General features: G+C 65.8%; 19 protein-coding genes. 3 read left to right on the top strand and 16 right to left on the bottom strand.

All coding sequences use genetic code 11. From position 1 onward, the window contains the following. The first annotated feature begins 17 nt into the window (after positions 1–17). Positions 18–1,985, top strand: a complete 1,968-nt coding sequence (locus OMW55_RS03550) for a TonB-dependent receptor family protein (protein ID WP_264880870.1) — start codon at positions 18–20, stop codon at positions 1,983–1,985. A 165-nt stretch (positions 1,986–2,150) separates the two neighbouring features. On the opposite strand, the gene speD is transcribed toward OMW55_RS03550, so the two are convergent. From speD to OMW55_RS03505, 9 genes are read right to left on the bottom strand one after another with little or no spacing between them, the layout of a single operon-like run. Next, the gene (speD, locus tag OMW55_RS03545; RefSeq protein WP_264880869.1) at positions 2,151–2,519 is read right to left on the bottom strand and encodes an adenosylmethionine decarboxylase; all 369 of its coding nucleotides are present in this window, start codon (positions 2,517–2,519) and stop codon (positions 2,151–2,153) included. Then, positions 2,516–4,135, bottom strand: a complete 1,620-nt coding sequence (locus tag OMW55_RS03540; RefSeq protein ID WP_264880868.1) for an FAD-dependent oxidoreductase — start codon at positions 4,133–4,135, stop codon at positions 2,516–2,518. The genes speD and OMW55_RS03540 overlap by 4 nt, the downstream gene beginning before the upstream one ends. Further along, positions 4,125–5,660 carry a polyamine aminopropyltransferase gene (locus OMW55_RS03535; protein ID WP_264880866.1) on the bottom strand — a complete coding sequence of 512 codons (1,536 nt, stop codon included), beginning with the start codon at positions 5,658–5,660 and terminating at the stop codon, positions 4,125–4,127. The genes OMW55_RS03540 and OMW55_RS03535 overlap by 11 nt, the downstream gene beginning before the upstream one ends. Continuing rightward, entirely contained in the window at positions 5,653–5,862 is a 210-nt protein-coding gene (locus OMW55_RS03530) for a DUF350 domain-containing protein (RefSeq protein WP_264880864.1), read from the bottom strand. The genes OMW55_RS03535 and OMW55_RS03530 overlap by 8 nt, the downstream gene beginning before the upstream one ends. Before the next feature lie 15 nt (positions 5,863–5,877). Next, complete coding sequence (locus OMW55_RS03525; RefSeq protein ID WP_264880861.1) at positions 5,878–6,021, bottom strand: hypothetical protein; 144 nt, start codon at positions 6,019–6,021, stop codon at positions 5,878–5,880. A gap of 16 nt (positions 6,022–6,037) precedes the next feature. After that, positions 6,038–7,390, bottom strand: coding sequence for a DUF4178 domain-containing protein (locus OMW55_RS03520; RefSeq protein WP_264880860.1), 1,353 nt, complete (start codon positions 7,388–7,390; stop codon positions 6,038–6,040). After that, entirely contained in the window at positions 7,387–8,043 is a 657-nt protein-coding gene (locus OMW55_RS03515; RefSeq protein WP_264880858.1) for a DUF4178 domain-containing protein, read from the bottom strand. Before OMW55_RS03515 ends, OMW55_RS03520 begins: the two co-directional genes overlap by 4 nt. A gap of 1 nt (position 8,044) precedes the next feature. After that, positions 8,045–8,344 (bottom strand): SHOCT domain-containing protein, encoded by a 300-nt coding sequence (locus tag OMW55_RS03510; protein ID WP_264880856.1) that lies wholly within the window; start codon positions 8,342–8,344, stop codon positions 8,045–8,047. Continuing rightward, on the bottom strand, positions 8,287–9,036 hold the full coding sequence (locus OMW55_RS03505) for an SPFH domain-containing protein (RefSeq protein ID WP_264880855.1): 750 nt from the start codon (positions 9,034–9,036) through the stop codon (positions 8,287–8,289). Before OMW55_RS03505 ends, OMW55_RS03510 begins: the two co-directional genes overlap by 58 nt. A 310-nt stretch (positions 9,037–9,346) precedes the next feature. Between OMW55_RS03505 and OMW55_RS03500 the strand changes: the two genes are divergently transcribed. Then, positions 9,347–11,521, top strand: coding sequence for a penicillin acylase family protein (locus tag OMW55_RS03500; protein WP_407822093.1), 2,175 nt, complete (start codon positions 9,347–9,349; stop codon positions 11,519–11,521). A 3-nt stretch (positions 11,522–11,524) separates the two neighbouring features. On the opposite strand, the gene OMW55_RS03495 is transcribed toward OMW55_RS03500, so the two are convergent. Genes OMW55_RS03495 through cysD form a run of 3 tightly spaced genes read right to left on the bottom strand, consistent with a single transcriptional unit; the run spans position 11,525 to position 15,614 of the window. Beyond that, positions 11,525–12,769: an amidohydrolase family protein gene (locus OMW55_RS03495; protein WP_264881990.1), complete on the bottom strand. Its 1,245-nt coding sequence runs from the start codon at positions 12,767–12,769 to the stop codon at positions 11,525–11,527. A 17-nt stretch (positions 12,770–12,786) separates the two neighbouring features. After that, positions 12,787–14,694 (bottom strand): sulfate adenylyltransferase subunit CysN, encoded by a 1,908-nt coding sequence (gene cysN, locus OMW55_RS03490; RefSeq protein WP_264880852.1) that lies wholly within the window; start codon positions 14,692–14,694, stop codon positions 12,787–12,789. Next, positions 14,694–15,614, bottom strand: a complete 921-nt coding sequence (gene cysD / locus OMW55_RS03485; protein WP_264880851.1) for a sulfate adenylyltransferase subunit CysD — start codon at positions 15,612–15,614, stop codon at positions 14,694–14,696. Before cysD ends, cysN begins: the two co-directional genes overlap by 1 nt. Before the next feature lie 82 nt (positions 15,615–15,696). Here cysD and OMW55_RS03480 point away from each other — a divergent pair, with 82 nt between their 5' ends. After that, positions 15,697–16,017: an HPF/RaiA family ribosome-associated protein gene (locus OMW55_RS03480; RefSeq protein ID WP_264880850.1), complete on the top strand. Its 321-nt coding sequence runs from the start codon at positions 15,697–15,699 to the stop codon at positions 16,015–16,017. A gap of 23 nt (positions 16,018–16,040) precedes the next feature. On the opposite strand, the gene OMW55_RS03475 is transcribed toward OMW55_RS03480, so the two are convergent. From OMW55_RS03475 to OMW55_RS03460, 4 genes are all read right to left on the bottom strand, one after another. Continuing rightward, positions 16,041–17,069, bottom strand: a complete 1,029-nt coding sequence (locus tag OMW55_RS03475; RefSeq protein WP_264880849.1) for an AI-2E family transporter — start codon at positions 17,067–17,069, stop codon at positions 16,041–16,043. Positions 17,070–17,182: 113 nt separating this feature from the next. Continuing rightward, positions 17,183–17,959 carry an SDR family NAD(P)-dependent oxidoreductase gene (locus OMW55_RS03470; protein ID WP_264880846.1) on the bottom strand — a complete coding sequence of 259 codons (777 nt, stop codon included), beginning with the start codon at positions 17,957–17,959 and terminating at the stop codon, positions 17,183–17,185. A gap of 13 nt (positions 17,960–17,972) precedes the next feature. After that, a complete protein-coding gene (locus tag OMW55_RS03465) occupies positions 17,973–19,199 on the bottom strand; it encodes a zinc-dependent alcohol dehydrogenase (RefSeq protein WP_264880845.1) in 1,227 nt (408 codons plus the stop codon). Between the two features lie 11 nt (positions 19,200–19,210). After that, positions 19,211–20,116 (bottom strand): SRPBCC family protein, encoded by a 906-nt coding sequence (locus OMW55_RS03460; RefSeq protein ID WP_264880843.1) that lies wholly within the window; start codon positions 20,114–20,116, stop codon positions 19,211–19,213. Between the last annotated feature and the right edge of the window lie 29 nt (positions 20,117–20,145).

Here is a 20,145-nt window from a genome sequence, read left to right as displayed (position 1 = left end):
TCAGTCAGGAACAATCAATGCTCATCACCCTTTTGGCTGGCGCTGCGGCGTCGGCCACCGGCGCGTCCGTGAAGGAAACGCAGCCCGATACTATCGTCGTCACCGGCTCCCGCCTGCCGGCGGGGGCGGCCGAAGTGAAAGGCCGCCCTGGCGGCACTGACCTCGTCGCCGCCGACCAGTTCAAGAACAAGGCTGCGGTCTCCCTGCGCGACGCGCTGGCCTTCTCTCCGGGCGTCTATGCCCAGCCCCGCTTCGGGCAGGAGGTGCGGCTGTCCATCCGAGGCTCGGGCATCAGCCGCGGCTACCACATGCGGGGCCTGACGTTGCTGCAGGACGGCATTCCCATCAACCTCGCCGATGACAACGGCGACTTCCAGGAGCTCGATCCGACAATCCTCGACCGCCTGGAGGTCTATCGCGGCGCCAACGCCTTCCGCTTTGGTGGTACGACACTGGGCGGCGCAATCAATGGCGTGACCCCAACTGGTCGCACCTCGCCTGGCGTCCGGGTGCGCGCCGACGGGGGCTCATTTGATACTGTCAGGGGGCTCGCGTCCGTGGGCCTCGCCGCCGACGAGCTGGACGGATGGCTGGCGGTGAACGGAGACCGCAGCGATGGCGACCGCGATCACGCCTATCGCTCGGGCCTGCGCATGAACGGCAACGTTGGCTGGCAGCCCTCGCGCAATGTGCAGACCCGCTTCTACCTGACGGGCAACCGCTTGCGGCAGGAGCTGCCCGGCGCTCTGACCTACAGCACCGTGACCACGCGTCCCAAGTCGGGCAGCTATGTTGGCGACCAGGCGCGCGACATCGACTCGCTACGAATCCAGAACCGCACCAACCTCCAGCTCGGTGGCGTGGACCTGGAAGGCGGCGCGTTCGCCAACTGGAAAAGCCTCCATCATCCGATCTTCGAGGTCGTGGACCAAGACTCGGTCGATCGCGGCTTCTTCGGCCGGATCGGCTGGACCGTTGGCAATCTCCAGCTGCTGAGTGGCATAACCGCTCGCTTCGGCACCGTTGACGCCAAGCGCTCTGTGAACCTCAACGGCAGGCGTGGAGCCCAGACGTTCGAAGCGGACCAGACCGCACGCACCATCGACGTCTACGGCGAGGCGCGGCTAGGGGTTGCGGCAGGCATCACTGCGATTGCCGGCGGAGTCTACACCAGCGGCAAGCGCCGTCAGGAGCAGACTTTCCCAGTAGCGATTACAGGGTCGGCGAGCTTCGATCAGTTCTCCCCCCGCTTGGGCCTGCTCTGGGACGCAAGCGACCGCATGCAGTTCTATGCCAACGTCAGCCGCAGCCACGAACTGCCGGGCTTTATCGAGCTGGCGCAGGTCGCGGCCTTCGTGCCTGTCAAGGCGCAGCATGCGTGGACCGGTGAGATCGGTGCTCGTGGGTCGATCGGTAAGGTGCAGCTGGACGTGAGCTTCTACCGGGCGAAGGTCCGCAACGAGCTGCTGCAGTTCACCGTCAGCAGCGATATCCCAGCCTCCACCTTCAATGCGGACAGGACCTTGCATCAGGGGATCGAGGCCGGACTGCAAGCCCCGCTTGCTCCCTGGGCACGGCTCCGCGCCACGTACCAATTCAACGACTTCCGCTTCGAGCGCGATCGGTTATACGGCGACAATCGCCTGCCTGTCATTCCCAAGCACCTGTTGCGCACCGAAGTGCGGTTCGGAGCCGAGGCTTGGAGCATTGCGCCATCCGTCGAGTGGGTGCCGCAGGGCGCATGGGCGGATTATCGTAATACGTTCCGAACCAGCGGCTATGCCATGCTCGGCCTGATCGGTTCCATGGCCGTCGACCGCCGCACCGAGCTCTTCGCCGATCTTCGAAACCTCACCAACAAGAAGGCGGCGGGTGATGTCAGCGCGGTGATCGCATGGAGCCCGACCAGTGCCATCTTCTATCCCGCCGAGCGCCGCGCCTTTTCAGTCGGTGTGCGTTCGCGCTTTGGTGGAGGCACCCCATGAGCACCGACCAATGATTGCTTCTCGCGCTGGCACTTCCGCGCCCTCAATGGTCCAACCTTCCTTGCCTGGTTGGCCGTGCTGGGCGGGCACAATCTGAGCAAGCCAGACACAAGGTTTGGCGAGGCGAAGAGCAGAAGGGCTCCTTCTTGCGCGCTGCGCAATCGCTCAGGAGCAATGGCCTCGCACGCCCCGCCTTACGATCTGCGCCTGGCTTGACTGCGCCCGTAGGCCATCGACGATCACGTTGAGCGCTGCATGAGGATCGCAGCGGCTCCCGCAGACGAAGATATCCACCGCCGCGAAGTCCTCTTCCGGCCAGCTGTGGATGGATATGTGCGACTCCGCCAAGAGCGCGACACCGGTAACGCCCTGACCCTCGCCGAAGCCATGCAGCTTCACGTCCAGCACGGTCGCGCCAGCGGCGGCCGCCGCCTTGCGCAGCACAGTCTCGATCAGCCCGGCGTCGCAGAGCCCCTCGCAACCGGTCAGGTCTGCAATCAGGTGAACGCTGTTCCAAGGCACATGCCCGCTCACAGCAGGCTCTCCACCGGGTGTCCAAGATGGCGCAGCGCCGCCTCGGCCGCGGCGACCCCAGCATAATGGGCTTCCTCGAACAGGGAGAGCCCGGAGAGATCCGAGTGGGCGAGCAGCAAGGGCGGTCGGACCGCGTCCTCAAGCCGATCGGCGGCCTGCGCCATCAGGCCAGGAGCAGGACGGATCATGGCGTGACCCCAGCGCCAGACGTCGATGCGGGTGATCGCACCGGCAAGTTCGGGGTGCAGCTGAAGCAGATCGTCGCGGACCAGAGCCTGCCAGCTTTCCAGCGGCCTTTGGAGCAACAGGTGACGAGCCGCCGCCGGAGTCTCCATCGACAGCGGAAGGTACCATGTGAGCACGGTGGGCCCGCCGGATGCACTGTCCGACTGGTGGGTAGCAACGACATAGCCAAGCGAGTTGCTGGCGGTTGAGACATTATCCCAAGCCAGCGGCGTTCCCTTTCCCGCCGGCGGTCGTGCCACTGTGACGTTGGCGACAATCCAAGGAGCATAGCCGGAGGCGTCCGCCGGCACCCTTGCGGGCGCTACGCGGGCGGCAACGAAGCGCGGCATCGCCAAGATCGCTGCTTTCGTGCGGACGCGGTGCGTCGTCTCGGACCGGTGGTCGAGAACATCAGCGATCACGCCGTCGTTGTCCGCGGTCGCGCGAACCAAGCTCTTTGCGGTCGCAACCTGCCCGGCGACTTGTTGCGCCATCAATCGCACCAGGCGCTGGTTGCCCTCGGGCCAGGTGAGTTCCCGGTCGCCGTCGCCGTTCGCTGCCCAGCCTCGCCGCGCTGCGAAGTAATGAATTCCGGCCCAGGCCGACACCCCCTCCGGCTCGGTCCCATAATCGTCCCGGCAGCAGTAGCGGACGTAGGCGCGCAGTGGCGGCGACCGCCAGCCACGCTGCTCGAGCCACTGCGAGAAGCTCAGGCGATCAAGCGCGAGAAACTCGGGATCGCGGGAAGAATAAGCGCTCGGCACGGCGAACGCTGGACGCCCATCCTTACCCGTTGCGCGGGAGTAGTCCGACATGGTTCTGCGAAAGGCATCGCGGTCGGCGCGATCAACTGCGCTCAGGCCTGCAACCGGGTAAAGGCCTTCCTGCCATTCGCCGCGCCAGAACAGGCGTTCCTCGAGGTCGGCACACAATTGGTAAGGATCGTAAACCGGCGCGCCATCCTGCTCGCCGGTAATCATCCCGAATTGTCTGAGCATGTGGCGGAGGGCACCGGCCTCGCGGTTCGGAACCGGAAGGTAGTGCGCGCCCAGCGGATAGGCGGACACTTGATTTCGGCCGCCCCGGGCGTTGCCGCCCGTCTCGTCCTCCAGCTCGATGAGCCGGAACTGGCGGAACCCGGCTTCCACCAGGCGCCACGCAGCAGCAAGCCCTGCGACTCCGCCGCCCGCGATGAGCAGAGGCAGCTCTTCTAACTTACCCTGCGGCTCCGGCAGCTGCCCCGTGCGTACGCGATGGCCGCGCCGGAAGTCGCTTCCCCCAAGCGTTCCCGGTATCGGTCGGGCATCGGTCGCGCACGCTCCAACGGCAAGCGCGCCCGCACCGACGCCGGCCGCGGCGAGCAGATCGCGGCGGCTGAGCTCAGCCTTCATAATGCGACCATTCCTCAGCGAAGGACCGAACCAGCGCCTGGTTGTCGAGCCGGTTCACCGGCGTTGCTCGCCGGGCCATGTCGGGCGGAAAGTCGAACAGCGCTCGTTCGCTTGCCGGAGTCAGGAAGCGCAGGCGACCGGGGAGCCGAACAGCTGCGCCAATCTGAACATGCGCCGCAAGAGTGAAGCCCCATTCCCCAAAACTCGGCACGTAGGCGTGATAGCCGCGCGCCTTCAGCCCCGCTGCTTCAAGCGTCGTCGCGACGGTCCAGTAGCTTCGGGGCGCGACCAGCGGCGACGTGCTCTGGACCGTCATCACTCCTGTCGGTTTGAGCAGCCGCGCGACCTCGCGATAGAAGCTTTCGGTGTATAGTTTTCCGAGCGCGAACTCCGTCGGATCCGGGAAGTCGATCAGGATGGCGTCGTAACTGCCGCGCTCCTGGCGAACCCAGCGGAATGCATCCGCGTTGATCAGCTTAAGTCGCGGGGAATGAAGCGAACCCTTGTTGAGGGATTTCAGCTGGGGCGTTTCCCGGAACAGACTGGTCATCTCGGGATCGAGGTCGACGAGGGTGACGCTTCTCACAGCGGCGTCGCGCAGGACCTCGCGGGCGGCCAGCCCGTCGCCCCCGCCGAGGATCAGCACCCGGTCGGGCCGCGCGACCCGCGCAAGAACCGGCCAGACCAAGGCTTCGTGGTAGCGGTACTCGTCACGCGAGGAGAATTGGAGGTTACCGTTCAAGTAAAGCCGAAGATCGCCGCCTCGCCTGGTCAGGACGATGCGCTGGTAAGGCGTCGACCGGGCGTAGATCACCGGCTCGCTGTAGAAGGCCACCTCCGACCACCGCTGGATGCGTTCCGCCCACGCCATGCCCGCGAGCAGCGTTGCGGCGATCAGCAGCGCGGCAAGCAGCTCGGCGCGCAGCCGGCGCTCGGGGCGAAGCGCGAGGAGTAGCGCGATGGCGACCGCCACGTTTAGCAAGCCGAACAAAAAGCCGGTGCGGATAAGGCCGAGCTTCGGGACGAGGACCAGTGGGAACAGAAGTGAGGCGATCAGCGCCCCGACATAATCATAGGTCAGCACCGTCGACACCAACTCGCGGAGCGCAAACCGATGACGAAGGATGCGGATGAGCAGCGGGATTTCCAGCCCCACGAACACGCCGATCAGCAGCACCAGCCCATAAAGCGCGACCCGGAAGTCGCTGGCCAGGGGAAAGAGGATGAACAGGGCAGCTGGAAGCCAGCCCCCGATCAGTGCGAGCAGCAACTCGACCCGGACGAACGCCAGCAGTTCTTGCTCGCGGATGTAGCGTGACAACCAGCTGCCAATACCCATGGCGAACAGGTAGGTGCCGATCACCGTCGAGAATTGGGTTACGCTATCGCCCAGCAGATAGCTGGCGAGGGTGCCGGCAAGCAGTTCGTAGACGAGGCCGCAGGTCGCGACGACGAAGACAGAGAACAGCAGGATGAGGGCGAGTTGCGGCGTAGCCGCCGCTTTCTCGCCTGTCGCGTCAGCCATGAACCGCCGCGGCGATGATCGTCGAGATTCCGATGGCGACCGCGCCGGCGAGAATGGCCACCGCCATGTTCTGCCGCTCAATGATCTCGCGCCAGAGTTCGCCGGGGGTAAGCCGGTCGACGAGCACAAAGCTCAGCACGAACGTCAGGATGCCGATGGCAGCGTAGAACAGGGTGGCGAGGATGGTGGTTGCGGACAGCATGGCCTCAGGAGCTCCTTACTTGTGGGTGGGGCCGTAGATGGTTGCACCGCTGCGGCGGCTTCCGTCGGCGAACGGCGACCAAGCGTAGTAGTTGGCGGCAGCGGACGCGAGCAGCAGGAGCAGGCACCAAAGGCCAAACAGGAACACGCGCGGGCTCATGGGTGGGTGTTTCCCGTCACGACCGGTACCCACCTGCCGCGGCATGTACACGGCGAACGATCCAGATCGTGATGGGAGCGAAGGTCAGCAGCACGAAAAGCAGTATGTTGCCGAGGAACACGCCACCCGGCTTGACCTCGAATCGGAGCGCGACTGACTCCGACTCACCGGTTGCGCCGCTGGCGCTCCCCCAGCCATAGGACGTGACGCTGGGATTCGACCAATTCTGCGCCGACGCCTCAACCATGAGATCGTAGGTGCCCGCCGGCACGGCGGCAAACTTGGTCACCCGCTGATGGCTGCCTTCCGTCCAAGGTCCGTCACTATCGCGCCCCGCGTAATATTCCATCAGGCCGTAGGCATCGATCGAACGCTGGGTGCGACGATCGACCAGTCTATAATCAAGGTCGACCCACTTGTTCACGAAGGCGTCGCCCCGGGCGGTCACCGTCACCGCCTGGTAAGGCCGATTGAGGGTGAGCGTGGCAAGGGTGGCGGTCTGGGCCGGCTGGCCCGTGTAGATCGTCAGGCCCTGCGACACGGGGCGGCCGCCGGCACCAAACATCATGGCGACGAGGGCAATCAAGAAGCAGGTAGCGACCGCCATGCCGAGCATCGCCGACAGATCACCGGCATCGCTTCTTCGAGCCACGGGCGTAAGGTCCGTCGCAGGCACCGACGAAGCGCGCGGGACGCTGCCCTGCTTGCGCCCGAACTGGGGCGGTCCGCCAGGAGGGCCGGAGGGGCCGCGCGGTGCCTGTCCGGCCACAAAGGCGGCCGGCACCGCGCCACAGCTCGGCAGCGGCTCGAGCAGCGTCCAGTTCACCTCGTCCGCGCTGCGTTCCCACGACAAGGAAGCGTTGCCATCCGAGTAGACGGTCGCTTCCACCGTATCCCCGGCACGAACCCGCCAGTAGAATTCGCCCACCACCGCATCCGTCCGGGTCGGCACCGGATCATATTCCCGGTGAAAGCACTCGCCCTCATGCTCGACAGTTTCTTCGCCGAGCGCCACCGGCTCGGCCGTCAGCATCGTGCCGAGCGACCATTCGCCGTCAGCGTGGATCAACCAGCAATAGCCGGCATACGGGTTGAACAGGAGATACTCGCTCCACCGCGCCTCGCCGTCCGAGCGCTGCAGCCAGCCGACCACTTCCCGCTCGATGCCCTTGACCGTGCCACGGGCACCAAGCGGGAGGTCGCTGGCGGCAGCGGCTCGATGGTACTCGGTGATCAGGAGTACGTCGGGATTGGCGACGTCCAGTTCCGACCCGCAATATTGGCAGGCAACCGAGATCGAATAGCCCGCGGCCTTGAGCGCGATCGAGCCTCCGCAGTTCGGACAATTGATAACTCGTGCCGCCGTCACCGGAGCCCTGCCGGCAATGTCCAGCCTTCGATGCGGCGCAGGTTGTGGGGCCGCAGCTCCTCAAGCCGGACATAGCGGCCCGCGTAAGCGCTCACTCCATCAGCATCCCGCTGGACACTCAGTGAGCGACCCCGGGAGTCCCGGAAGTCGACGCTGGTCATCATCCAGTCGGCGGGGGTCGGAAACGGCAAGTCGCCCTCGCCGCCAAGGCAGCGGACCTGCTTGACATCGGTGGCGATGAATTCGGCTACCCTGTCGCCCACGCGGATCGGCTGGCCCTGGCCGAACCCGACCAGTAGCGGGTCTGAAACAAGGTCCTTGCGCTCCGACAGCAGCATGAATTGGCCCATCGCCTCCCCTAGCCAACGAGCCTGGCCGTCCGTGCATGTCAGCAGCCATTCGTTCCAGGAGCCGTCTTCCCAGCCCCAGCGGACCCGACCAACCACGTCAAACCGCACTCCATCGATCGCGCCGCTGGTCCCGAGCTGAATTGGGGAGACATCGAACGGCAACATCGCCGACTTGCCAATGTCGCTGAGCGCCTGCCCGTCGCGCAGGAGCACGGAGCGGCAGTGGCCGCACACCACGTAAGGCATGGCAGCAGAACGCACCGGCACCTCGGCACCGCAGGCCGGGCAGGTGAAGGACGTCATCCTACTTCAAGCGCGCCAGCAACTCGGCCTTCTTGGAGTCGAATTCTTCCTGGCTGAGGGCACCCGCCTGCAGCAGCCGGTGCAGCTTCTCGATCATCTCGAAAGGATCGCCTCCATTCGCGTGCGGCGAAGCTGCGCCAGACGCTTGGCCGAGGCCCTGTGCCATGGTCCCGCCGATGGCCGCAGCTGCCCCCATCCCGGCGCCAAGGCCGGCGAGCCCACCTTCCTGGCCGGCCGCTTTCTCTAGCGCCTCGGCCGACTGGAACTTGGCGTAACGATCGAGGTCGCCGATGACTCGCATGGAGCTGCCCTTGTCGAGGTGGCGCTGCACCTCGTCCGGCAGGGACAGGCTCTCGACGAGAAGCTGAGGCAGCTGAGGCCCCATCGCTTGAAGCTTTCCTCCACCGCCGACCGAAGTGTCTCCGACAGCTTCTGCTGGTTGGCGGCAAGGTCGAGGAAGGGAACGCCGCTTGTCGCGATGCCATTGGCCAACGCCGTCTGGATCGCGCCGCGGAGGGTGGGCTCGAGAGTGTCGACGTTTAGCCCGGGCAGCGTGCCGAGCAGGCCGAAAGCGAACTCCTCCACGTCGGTGACAGCGATGGAATAGCTTCCGAACGCACGGATCCGGAGCGCCCCGAATTCAGGATCACGGACGGTGACCGGCTGGGCGGTTCCCCACTTTAGGCCGGTCTGCTCCTTCAAGGAAAAGAAGATGATGTCCGATTTGTGCGGACTTTCAAAGGCCTTGTCCCAATTCCGCAGGTTTGTGATGAACGGGAAGTTGGCGGTGTCCAACGTGTGTAGCCCGGGCTTGAAGAACTGCACCAGTCGGCCTTCGTCGAAGAAGGCTGCGGCCTGACCTTCGCGAACGGTGAGCTGGGCTCCGTTCTGGATTTCCTGATCCGGGAAATCGACGCGCCAGGCGAGTTCGCCAGGCTGCTCCTGCCACTGAATGACGTCGATGAACTGCTTGCGCAGGAAGTTAAGGACCATGCCACCCTCACCTCGCCCAAGTAACGGGCGTACGTTGGTTTTAACCGGAAGGTCGGTCCGAGCAAGACACTCCATCCTCGCTCGCGCACCAAAGCCGTAAATCATGCCGCTGGGGCACGCCGCCAAAGACGAACGTCCGTTCCAGCGTGTTGCTGGGCAACAGAGTTCTTGAGAGCCGAATCCACATGCGGAAGGCGCCAACCAGCGGTGACGCGGACGGTGAGCCTGCCGCGATGGCACTCCGTGATCATGTACATTCTGCCGTCCTGCCTCACCTTGCCCTTGCAGTTGCCCCGGCCCGGGTGTCAGCATGTTCATGATGCGTCACCTGACCCCGCCTCTAGCCCCGCTTCTTCTGATCCTGACCGCTGCCGCCCCGCCCGAAGTAGGTCGTTGGCAGCGGCAGGCGGCCCGGGTCACCATCACCCGTGACGACTGGGGCATTGCGCATGTCCATGGCCGCAGCGACGCCGACGCGGTGTTTGGGATGATCTACGCGCAGGCCGAGGACGACTTCCCGCGCATCGAGGCGAACTATTTGACCGCCCTCGGACGAACCGCCGAGGCAGAGGGCGAAAAGGCGCTCTGGCAGGACCTGCGCGCCCGCCTGTTCGTGAGCGAGCCCGAACTCCAGGCGCACTACGCAGCCAGCCCGCTGTGGTTAAAGCAACTTATGAACGGCTGGGCGGCCGGCCTCAACTACTACCTTGCCACCCACCCCGCCGTCCGCCCGCGCGTTCTCACCCGCTTCGAACCGTGGATGGCGCTGAGCTTTACCGAGGGCAGCATCGGCGGCGATATCGAGCGCATCGACCTCAAGGCGCTTGCCGCCTTCTACGGCGGTGGCCGCAACGCCGCACCTGCTCAGGTCGCCACGCTGCCTGATCGAGAACCCCGCGGGTCCAACGGCATCGCCATCGCTCCCGCGCTCACCGCAAACGGCCGCGCGCTCCTCCTTATCAACCCGCATACCAGCTTCTTCTTCCGCTCCGAGCAGCAGGTCACCAGCGACGCCGGCCTCGATGCCTACGGCGCATCGACCTGGGGACAATTCTTCATCTACCAGGGATTCAATCGGCATCTGGGGTGGATGCATACGTCCAGCGGTGTCGATAGCGTCGACGAGTTCGCGATGGAGGTACACACCGGCGCTCGCCCGCTGTACCGGTTTGGCGCGCAATGGCGACCTCTCGCTGCGCGTCCAGTCACCCTCCGCTACCGCCAGCCGGACGGCACCCTTGTCGCCCGCACCTTCACTACATGGCGCACGCATCGTGGTCCGATCGTTCGTAGCGCCGGCGACCGCTGGGTCGCATTTGCGATGATGGACAAGCCCGTTCCCGCACTGAAGCAGAGCTACCTTCGCACCAAGTCCGCCACTTTGGCCGACTTCCTCAAGGTCGCGCGGCTGCAGGCGAACAGCTCCAACAACACATTGCTGGCAACGGACCGCGGCGACATCGCTTACCTCCATCCCCAGTTTGTCCCGGTGCGCGATGACAGCCTCGACTACACTGGCCTGGTCGACGGCAGCGACCCTCGGAGCGATTGGCGCGGCCTGCACCCGGTCGCTAGCCTGCCCAACGCCATCAACCCGGCCACTGGCTGGGTCCAGAACACCAACGCCTGGCCATATCGGGCCGCCGGCTCCTCCAGCCCCGATCCGCGCCGTTTTCCGCGCTACATGGACAGTTTCGGCGAGAACTATCGCGGCGTCCACGCGCAGCTGCTGCTGACCGGCAGCCACGGCTGGACCTTGGAGAAGCTCCGCGCCGCCGCCTACGACAGCTATCAGCCGGGCTTTGCCGAGCTCATCCCATCATTGGTCGCCGCGTACGACACGCTGCCCCGTCGCGACAAGCGCCGCCGAGCCCTCGCCGCTCCGATCACGGTCCTGCGTTCGTGGGATTACCACTGGAGCGCGGACTCAGAGGCGCAGTCGCTAGCGATGTTCTGGGGCGAGGCGCTGCAGCCGAAGCTTCCGACGATCGAAGGCGAGCCGCGCAATCGTTCCCTCACCCGCCTCGTCTCGGGCACTACCCCCGCGCAGAAGCTCGACGCCCTAGCCGATGCCGTCGCCCGATTGCGCCGCGAGTTCGGTGACTGGCGCGTGCCCTGGGGCCGGATCAACCGCTTCCAGCGCCTCTCGCCGGCGATCGTCCACCCGTTCAGCGACGCCGCGCCCAGCATCCCCGTCTCATTCGCGTCCGCAATCTGGGGCTCGCTCGCTTCCTTCGGCTCCGCACCCAAGCCCGGGACGCGCAACTGGTACGGCACATCCGGCAACAGCTTCGTGGCGGTCGTCGAATTCGGGCCGCAGCCGCGCGCGGTCGCGGTGACGGCCGGCGGCGAGAGCGGAGACCCATCGTCGCCGCACTTCAACGACCAGGCGCAGCGCTATGCCGACGGCGCATTGCGCCCGGTCTATCTCACCCCCGGGCAGCTGAAGGATCATACGGAGCGGACCTATCGCCCCGGCCAGTGAGGCTCAGCGGGTGGCCTCGCCGATCACCGCCCCGTCCTTTATGACCATGCGCACTTGTCGCAGCGCCGACACGTCGCGAATCGGATCGCCGCTCACCGCCACCAAGTCGGCGTGCAGCCCTGGCCGGATCGCACCCCGATCGTTGAGGTGCAACGCACGCGCGTTGACGCTGGTCACCGCCATGGCTGCTTCGCCCGCCGGCATCCCGGCTGACACCATCAACTCGACTTCGCGCGCATTGTCGCCATGGCGGAACACTCCGGCGTCGCCGCCAGCGCAGATGGTCACGCCCGCCTGCCGCGCCAGCCGGAAGGCCGCCCGGCTGAGCGTCACGGACGCCGGCGCCGGCTCCGCGCCGTTCCAGCCGGCGTAGCGCGCCACCGCGTCGGCTGCGGCTAGCGTGGGGCAATAGGCTACGCTCGCCTTGCGCATGCTGGCGAAGATCGCAGCCGTGCCGCCATAGCCATGTTCGATCGTGTCCGCGCCGGCCGCGACGGCCCGCCGCATTCCTTCCGGCGTCGACGTATGCACGGCTACCGGCCGCCCAGCGTCATGCGCCGCTTCCACGGCCGCCTTCAGCTCGGCCAGCGAGAAGGTCGGCCGGCTGTCCTCCCCTGCCCGCCAGCGATAGTCGCCATAGAGCTTTACGACATCCGCACCGGCCGCAATCTGGCTGCGAACGGCGCGCACCACCTCGTCGACCCCGCTGGCCTCTTCCGCGCCCTGCGGAATGGCAACGCCGGGCTCGAAGCCCTTGGGCCCGTACGCACCGCGCGCCACAATCGCCTTGGTTGCGACCAGCAGGTGAGGTCCGGGCACAATGCCGGCGTCGATCGCCTGCCGCAGTCCGACGTCCGCGAAGCCGGCTCCCTCCGTGCCAAGGTCACGCTCGGTTGTGAAGCCCGCGAGCAGCGTGTCGCGCGCGCTCACCACTGCCCGCGCCGTGCGCAGCGCCAGCGGCTCGTTCAGCACCTGCGCGTCCCACTTCGCCTCGTTGTAGGGGTGCAGGAACAGGTGACCGTGGCCCTCGATCATGCCGGGCATCAGCGTCGTTCCAGGCAGCTCCACCACTCGCGCATTCGCCGGTACCGCCAGCCCCGGCCCGACCGCTTCGATCCGGCCGTCGCGCACCAGCACCTGCCAGCTGGCGTGGCTTGTCGGGGTCACGCCATCGAACACCCGATCCGGCTTCAACAGCACCGCGCCCGGCTCGGCTGCCCCAGCCGGAACCGCCAGGGCCCCGATCATAGCCGCCAGCAATCGCTTCACGGGATCAGCCTTGCGATGATCGCGTCCGCCGCCTCCTCGACACTCATGGCCGCGGTGTCGATCCGCAGCTCGGGGTTCTCCGGCGGCTCATAGGGTGAATCGATCCCGGTGAAGTTCTTCAGCTCGCCGCTCCGTGCTTTCTTGTAGAGCCCCTTAACGTCGCGGGCCTCCGCTTCAGCCAGCGATGTGTCGATGTGTATCTCCAGGAACTCGCCAGGCTGCATCATCTGGCGCACCATCTCCCGCTCCGCGCGGAACGGCGAGATGAAGGCGGTGATCACGATCAGCCCCGCGTCCGTCATCAGCTTGGCCACCTCGCCAACTCGGCGGATGTTCTCCACCCGGTCGGCGTCGGTGAAGCCAAGGTCGCGATTCAAACCGTGCCGGACATTGTCGCCATCAAGCAGGAAGGTATGCCGGTTCATTCGCGCCAGCTTGCGGGAAACGACGTTGGCGATGGTCGACTTGCCCGCGCCGGACAGGCCGGTGAGCCACAGCACCGCGGGACGCTGGTTCTTGAGCCGCGCATGGTGTTCGCGGCTGACCTCCAGCGGCTGCCAATGGATGTTCTCCGCCCGCCGCAGCGCGAAGTGCAGCAGGCCCGCACCAACCGTCGCATTGCTGATCTTGTCGATCAGGATGAAGCCGCCGAGGTCGGGATTGTCGGCGTAGGGTTCGAAGGTGATTGGTCGATCGGTCGCAACCGTCCCCACGCCAATCGCATTGAGCTCCAGGGTCTTGGCCGCCAGCTGCTCCATGCTGTTCACGTTGACCTGGAATTTCAGCTGCTGGACCACTGCCGACACGGTCTGCGTTCCGATCTTCAGCCAGTAGGACCGGCCCGGCAACAGCTCTTGCTCATCCATCCAGACGATTGTCGCCTCGAACTGGTCCGCTACCTGCGGGGGCGCGTCGGCCCGGGCGATTACGTCACCGCGTGAACAATCCACTTCGTCCGTCAGGGTCAGCGTGATCGACTGTCCCGCAACTGCTTGCGCCAGCTCGCCATCTGCCGTGACGATCGCTTTGACCCGGCTGGTCCGCCCCGACGGCAGGACCCGGACCGCGTCCCCCGGCCGCACCGTGCCTGACCCGATCAGTCCGGCGAACCCGCGGAAGTCGAGGTTGGGCCGGTTCACCCATTGCACCGCCATCCGGAACGGCCGCTTGGCCATTCGATCCGTGTCAACCTCGACGCTCTCCAGGTGCGCCATCAGCGTCGTTCCGTTATGCCACGGCATGTTCGGCGACGGGGCTGTGATGTTATCGCCCTTGAAGCCGGAGATCGGCAGGGCGACGAACTCCTCAATGCCGATGCCTGCCGCGAACTCGCGATAGTCGGTGACGATCGCGTCGAAGACCGCCCGGTCGTAGCCGACCAGGTCCATCTTGTTCACCGCCAGCACCATGTTCCGGATGCCCAGCAGGTGCGCGAGGTAGCTGTGCCGCCGCGTCTGGGTCAGCACCCCCTTGCGCGCGTCGACCAGGATCACCGCCAGGTCCGCGGTCGACGCGCCGGTGACCATGTTCCTCGTATATTGCTCGTGCCCTGGCGTATCGGCGACGATGAACTTGCGCTTTTCCGTCGCGAAGAAACGATAGGCGACGTCGATCGTGATCCCCTGCTCGCGCTCCGCCGCGAGCCCGTCGACGAGCAGGGCGAAATCGATCTCCTGCCCTTGCGTGCCGACCCGCTTCGAATCCGCGTGCAGCTCCGCCAGCTGATCCTCGAAGATCATCTTGGAATCGTACAGCAGCCGCCCGATCAGCGTGGACTTGCCGTCATCGACGCTGCCGCAGGTAATGAACCGCAGCATGGTCTTGCGCCCGTGCAGTTCGAGGTAGCGCTCGATGTCCTCCGCGATGAGCGCATCGGACTGGTAAGCGGAATCCGGAGCGCCCATCAGAAGTAGCCCTCCTGCTTCTTCTTCTCCATGCCCGCGCCGCCAGCGTCCTTGTCGATCGCGCGCCCCTGCCGCTCCGACGTGGTGGTCAGCAGCATCTCCTGAATGACCTCGGGCAGTGTCCGGGCCTCGCTTTCCACGGCTCCGGTCAGCGGATAGCAGCCGAGCGTGCGGAAGCGGATCGAGCGCTCCACCGGCACCTCGCCCGGCTCCAGCCGGAACCGCTCGTCGTCGACCATCAACAGCAAGCCGTCGCGCTCCACCGTCGGCCGCGCGGCCGCGAAGTAGAGCGGCACGATCTCGATCCCCTCCTGCAGAATGTATTGCCATACATCCAGCTCGGTCCAGTTCGAGATGGGGAAGACGCGCATGCTCTCCCCCTTGTTCTTGCGCGCATTGTACAGCCGCCACAGCTCCGGCCGCTGGTTCTTCGGATCCCACCGGTGATTGGCCGAGCGGAAGGAGAATACCCGCTCCTTGGCCCGGCTCTTCTCCTCGTCCCGCCGCGCACCGCCGAACGCAGCGTCGAACCCGTGCTCATCTAGCGCCTGGCGCAACCCTTCCGTCTTCCACATGTCCGTATGCAGCGCGCCATGGTCGAACGGGTTGATGCCCCGCTCCTTCGCCTCGGGGTTTTGGTGAACGATGAGTTCCATTCCCGCCTCGCGCGCGACCCGGTTGCGCAGCTCGTACATCGCCTTGAACTTCCAAGTCGTGTCGACATGCAGCAGCGGGAACGGCGGCGGCGCGGGAAAGAACGCCTTCCTGGCAAGGTGCAGCATGACGGCGGAATCCTTGCCCACCGAATAGAGCATCACCGGCTTCTCGGCCTCGGCCACCACCTCGCGCATGATGTGGATGCTCTCGGCCTCCAACCGCTGCAGATGGGTCAGCCGCGCTTTGTCCTGCCGATCACTCATTCCCCCACATTGCCGACCGATCGTGCCTCCGACAAGGCACCAGGCGCGTTCAGCCCAGTGAAGCCAACAAGGGAGAACGCCCATGCTGTTCCAGTTCAACAAGGACAACCAGATCGACGGCAGCCCCGACCTTGCCGACCGCGTAGAGGAGGTCGTCCTGCAACGTCTCGACCGCATCGCCAGCCAGCTGACCCGGGTTGAGGTCCACGTCGGCGACCCCGGCAACAGCAAGGGCGACGGTGACAAGCGCTGCTCGATCGAGATTCGGCCCGAGCACATGCCCGCTGTCGCCGCCAATCACGAAGGACCCACGATCGAGGCCGCGGCCGCCGGCGCCGCCGACAAGGTCCTGCGCGCTTTCGACAAGCAGATCGGCAAGCGTACGGACCGCAAGGGTCACTAAGCAGCCGGGCGAGCCGGCCGCGCTCAGGCGTCGGCCGGTTTGTCCTCGCCCGGGATCGGCGTCGCCGTATCCAGCGCCTCGCGGACGTACAGCCGCTTCACCATCACGAACACGACGACGGTCAGCGGTGCCGCGAAAATGATGCCAAGTGGGCCAAACAGGCCGCCAAAGGCTAGCAGCGCGAACAGCAGCACCGCGCCCGGGATTTCTACCGCCCACGACTGGATGATCGGCTGCAGCGCGTAGCCCTCGATGTGCTGGATGCCGACGTACAGCAGCACCGTCCACAGCGCGAGCTGCGGATCCAGCGCCAGCGCGATCAGTACCGCCGGAATGGCTGACAGGATCGGTCCCGCGAACGGAACGAACTCGAGCAGTCCGGCCAGCAACCCCAGCGCCAGCGCGCTCGGTACGCCCAGCAGCCATAGCCCAAGTCCCGTCAGCACGCCGATCACCAGCATCGCCACCAGCTGTGCCTTGAGCCACAGCTGCAGCGCCCGGCCGCTGTCGCTCATCGCATCGCTCATCAGCTGCCGCCGCTCGGCCGGCACCATTTTCAGCGCGCCCGCCCCGTAGAAACGCGGTGACGCGGCGATGAATATGCCGCCGACCACGATCAGCAAGGTGTCGGCGATGCCGCCGCCCAACGACATGACAAAGGTGCCCAGGTTGGACGACAGGCTGCCGAACATGCCTGACGGGTTCATCTTGCCGACGCCGCTCAGCCCGTATCCCGCTAGCCGTTGCTGCAATGAGGCCCATGCCTTGGGCACCGCTTGGCTAAGGCCCTCGGCCTGAGCCACCACCTGCGCGCCGAACAGGGCAATGCCGATACCCACTACGGCGAACACTGTCAGCACCGACAGCGCCAGTGCCAATCCCGCGGGGATCCGCAGCCGTTCGAACTGCTTTGCCAGCGACCGGAACAGGGTAGCGATTACCACGGCGCCGAACACCATCAGCAGCACGTCCCGCATCATCCATGCGAGCATGGTGAGTGCGATCAGCCCGATGACGATCAGGGTGCGGCGGACGAACACGGCTTCGGTCATCGGGCAGGATCCATGGGCAGCGAACGGCCCGGACCAGCATCCGTTCCGCTAGGGAAACGATTAGATTGTTGAGCAGACGGCCGGCGCTCGCGTGGACCGCCGGCCGACCTTGCTTAATCCTTGCCGCTGCCTGGCTCCGCCTGCTGGCGGTGCAACACGGCCGTCGCGCTTTCCGGCAGGATGCCTGCGGCCCATACCTGCGCCTTGTTCTTCAGGCCGTAGACGACGCTTTCCTTGCCGTCCTTCATCGCTTCCCAGCCGGTCTTGGCAACGTCGGCCGGGTCGTCCTTCTTGGCCTGGCCGACCTTGGTGTCCTCCAGGTCAGCCCGCTCGAAGAACTCGGTCTCGGTGGCCCCCGGCTTCAGACAGGTGACGGTCACGCCCGTGTCCTTGAGCTCGTTGTTGAGCGCCGCCGCGAAGCTGTCGACGAACGCCTTGGTCCCGTTGTAGACCGCCTGGAACGAGCCCGCGAGGTGCCCGGCGATAGAGCCGGTGATCAGGATCTTGCCCTCGCCGCGCGCCACCATCTTCTTCGCCAGCGGCTGGATCAGCAGCAACGTGCCCGTGATGTTGGTCTCGATGACGTGCATCCAGTCGCGCGGCTGCTGGTCGAGAAAGGCGTGGCCCAGGCCGTGCCCGGCGTTTGCCGCCAGCGCGTCGACCTGCCGGTCGCCGATCTTCTGCACCAGCTGCTTGACGCCCTGCTCGGTCGCCAGATCCGCTTCGATCTGCTCGACGTTCACGCCCAGGTCCTTGAGGCCCGCCGCCGCATCCACGAACGGCGTATCGGCGGCGACGATGAGGTCATAGCCCTCGCCCGCCGCCAATTTGGCGAGTTCCAGACCGATGCCTGACGAAGCGCCGGTCACCACGGCTAGTTTGTTTGCCACGTTTCTGGTCTCCTTAAGCCGGTTCGATCACGCGCGCCGCGCTGGGCGTGCTCTGCGCCGACTTCGCCATCTCCGGCTTCAGCACGATCTTGGTGTAGGTGTTCTGTTCGTCGTGCCAGTGACGGTACATCTCCGCCGCCTGTTCCAGCGGTGCATGGTGCGAAATGAACCAGGTTGTATCGATCTCACCCTTCTGGATGTGCTCCAGAAGCGGCTTCATCCATCGCTGCATGTGAGTCTGACCGCTCTTCACCTGGAGGCCCTTCTCCATCAGCGCGCCGATCGGGAACTTGTCGACAAAGCCGCCGTACACGCCTGGGATCGACACCTTGCCACCCTTGCGGCAGGCGATGATCATCTGCCGCAACGCATGCGGCCGGTCGGTGCCGAGGAACGTATGCGCCTTCACAGTGTCGACGACGTTGTCGATTGCCATGCCGTGGCTCTCCATGCCGACACAGTCGATCACCGCGTCGGGCCCGATGCCGCCGGTCATCTCTTTGAGCGCGTCGAGCACGTTAACCTCGCGGTAGTCGAGGATGTCGGCGCCCTTCTCCTTAGCCAGCTTCAAGCGGTTCGGGTAATGGTCGATCGCGATCACCCGATGCGCGCCGAGCAAAAAGGCACTCTGGATGGCGAACAGCCCGACCGGACCGCAGCCCCACACCGCTACCGTGTCGCCCGGCTCGATGTCGGCATTGAAGGCACCTTGGTAGCCGGTCGGCAGGATGTCCGATAGGAACAGGACCTGGTCGTCCTCGAGGCCGTCCGGCACAACCAGCGGGCCGACGTCGCTGTAGGGCACGCGGACATATTCCGCCTGCCCGCCGGCATAACCGCCCGTCAGGTGGGCATAGCCGAACGCCGCGCCCATGGAGTGGCCCATCAGCGCTTCGGAAGCGTCGGAGGTCTCGGCCGGATTGCTGTTGTCGCAGGCGCTGAACTGCTGCTTCTCGCAGAAGAAGCACTGGCCGCAGCTGATGGTGAACGGCACCACCACGCGCTGTCCCTTCTTCAGCGTCGACTTGGAGCCGACCTCGACCACCTCGCCCATGAACTCGTGGCCGAGCACGTCGCCGGCCCTGAGCGTCGGGATGTAGGCGTCATACAGGTGGAGGTCGGACCCGCAGATGGCGGTGGACGTCACCTTGATGATGGCGTCGCGCGGGTTGACGATTTCGGGATCGGGAACGGTGTCCACGCGAACGTCGTGACGTCCGTGCCAGGTAAGTGCACGCATTGTCTGAACTCCTAGACTCGGGCCTCGGTGGGCGATTCCGACTTGCGGCCCGACGGGGACGCGTTGGTGGCGATTTCGCCGGTTTCCATCAGCGACTTGAAGCGATTGAGGTCCCGGCGCGCCTGCACCTGCGGCTCGCGCTGCATCACCTTGGCGACCATCCGGCCCAACGTTCCCGCTGGCGGCGTGTAGCGCATCACCAGCCGGACGTACGTCCCGCGGCCCGGGGGCGCGTCGGCAAACTCGACCCGGCCGGCGGTCTCGATCTGGCTGTCGGGTTCGCTGACCCAGGCGATGGTGTTGCCGGGCTCGTCCTCGACGATCCGTGTCCTCACCTGGACCGTCGCGCCCGCCGGCGCTTCGATCAGCCACTCCGACCGTTGCTCGTCGATCTTGGTGATCTGGCGGACGTTATCCATGAACTCGGGGAAGCGGGTGAAGTCGCGCCAGACCGCGTACAACTCCTGCTTGGGCTTGTTCACCGTGACCGTGCGCCCGACCAGTGCCGTGCCCGGCTCCGTGTTGCGCGCCTTCTGCAACGCCTTGCCGCGCAGCACATGGTCCGGCGCGTCGCTCAACAGCGGCCCGTCGCCGATATCGTCCTCGCGGCTCTTGGCGAAGAAGAACGCCGCCGCGCCGGCAGTCGCCAGGCCAAGCCCAAGCCCGATCAGCGCGCGGTTCGATCCGCCGCCATTGCGGTCCCCGCGGTCATGGTACTTGCGGTCGTCGTGATCCCGAGCCGCAGAGCGGCGTATGCCTTGCTCCCGGTCGCCATCCAGCGCCCGCTTGGCACGCGCTTCTATCTCGCGATCGCTGATTTCGTCTGGGCCTTGGCTAGCCGCACGCTCGACCTCGCGGCGGTTGTTCTCAACCACGGCGTCGTCGCGCTCGTCGTTGTCTTTGATCTCCTGGGCCATCGAACGCCTCTCCTATTCCGGCCATCCAA

This window comes from Sphingomonas arvum, assembly GCF_026013565.1.
In the GTDB taxonomy this organism is placed as follows: Bacteria; Pseudomonadota; Alphaproteobacteria; order Sphingomonadales; family Sphingomonadaceae; genus Sphingomicrobium; species Sphingomicrobium arvum.
The sequence above is the reverse complement of the archived record's forward strand: the minus strand, read 5'-3'. Positions and strand labels throughout refer to the sequence as shown.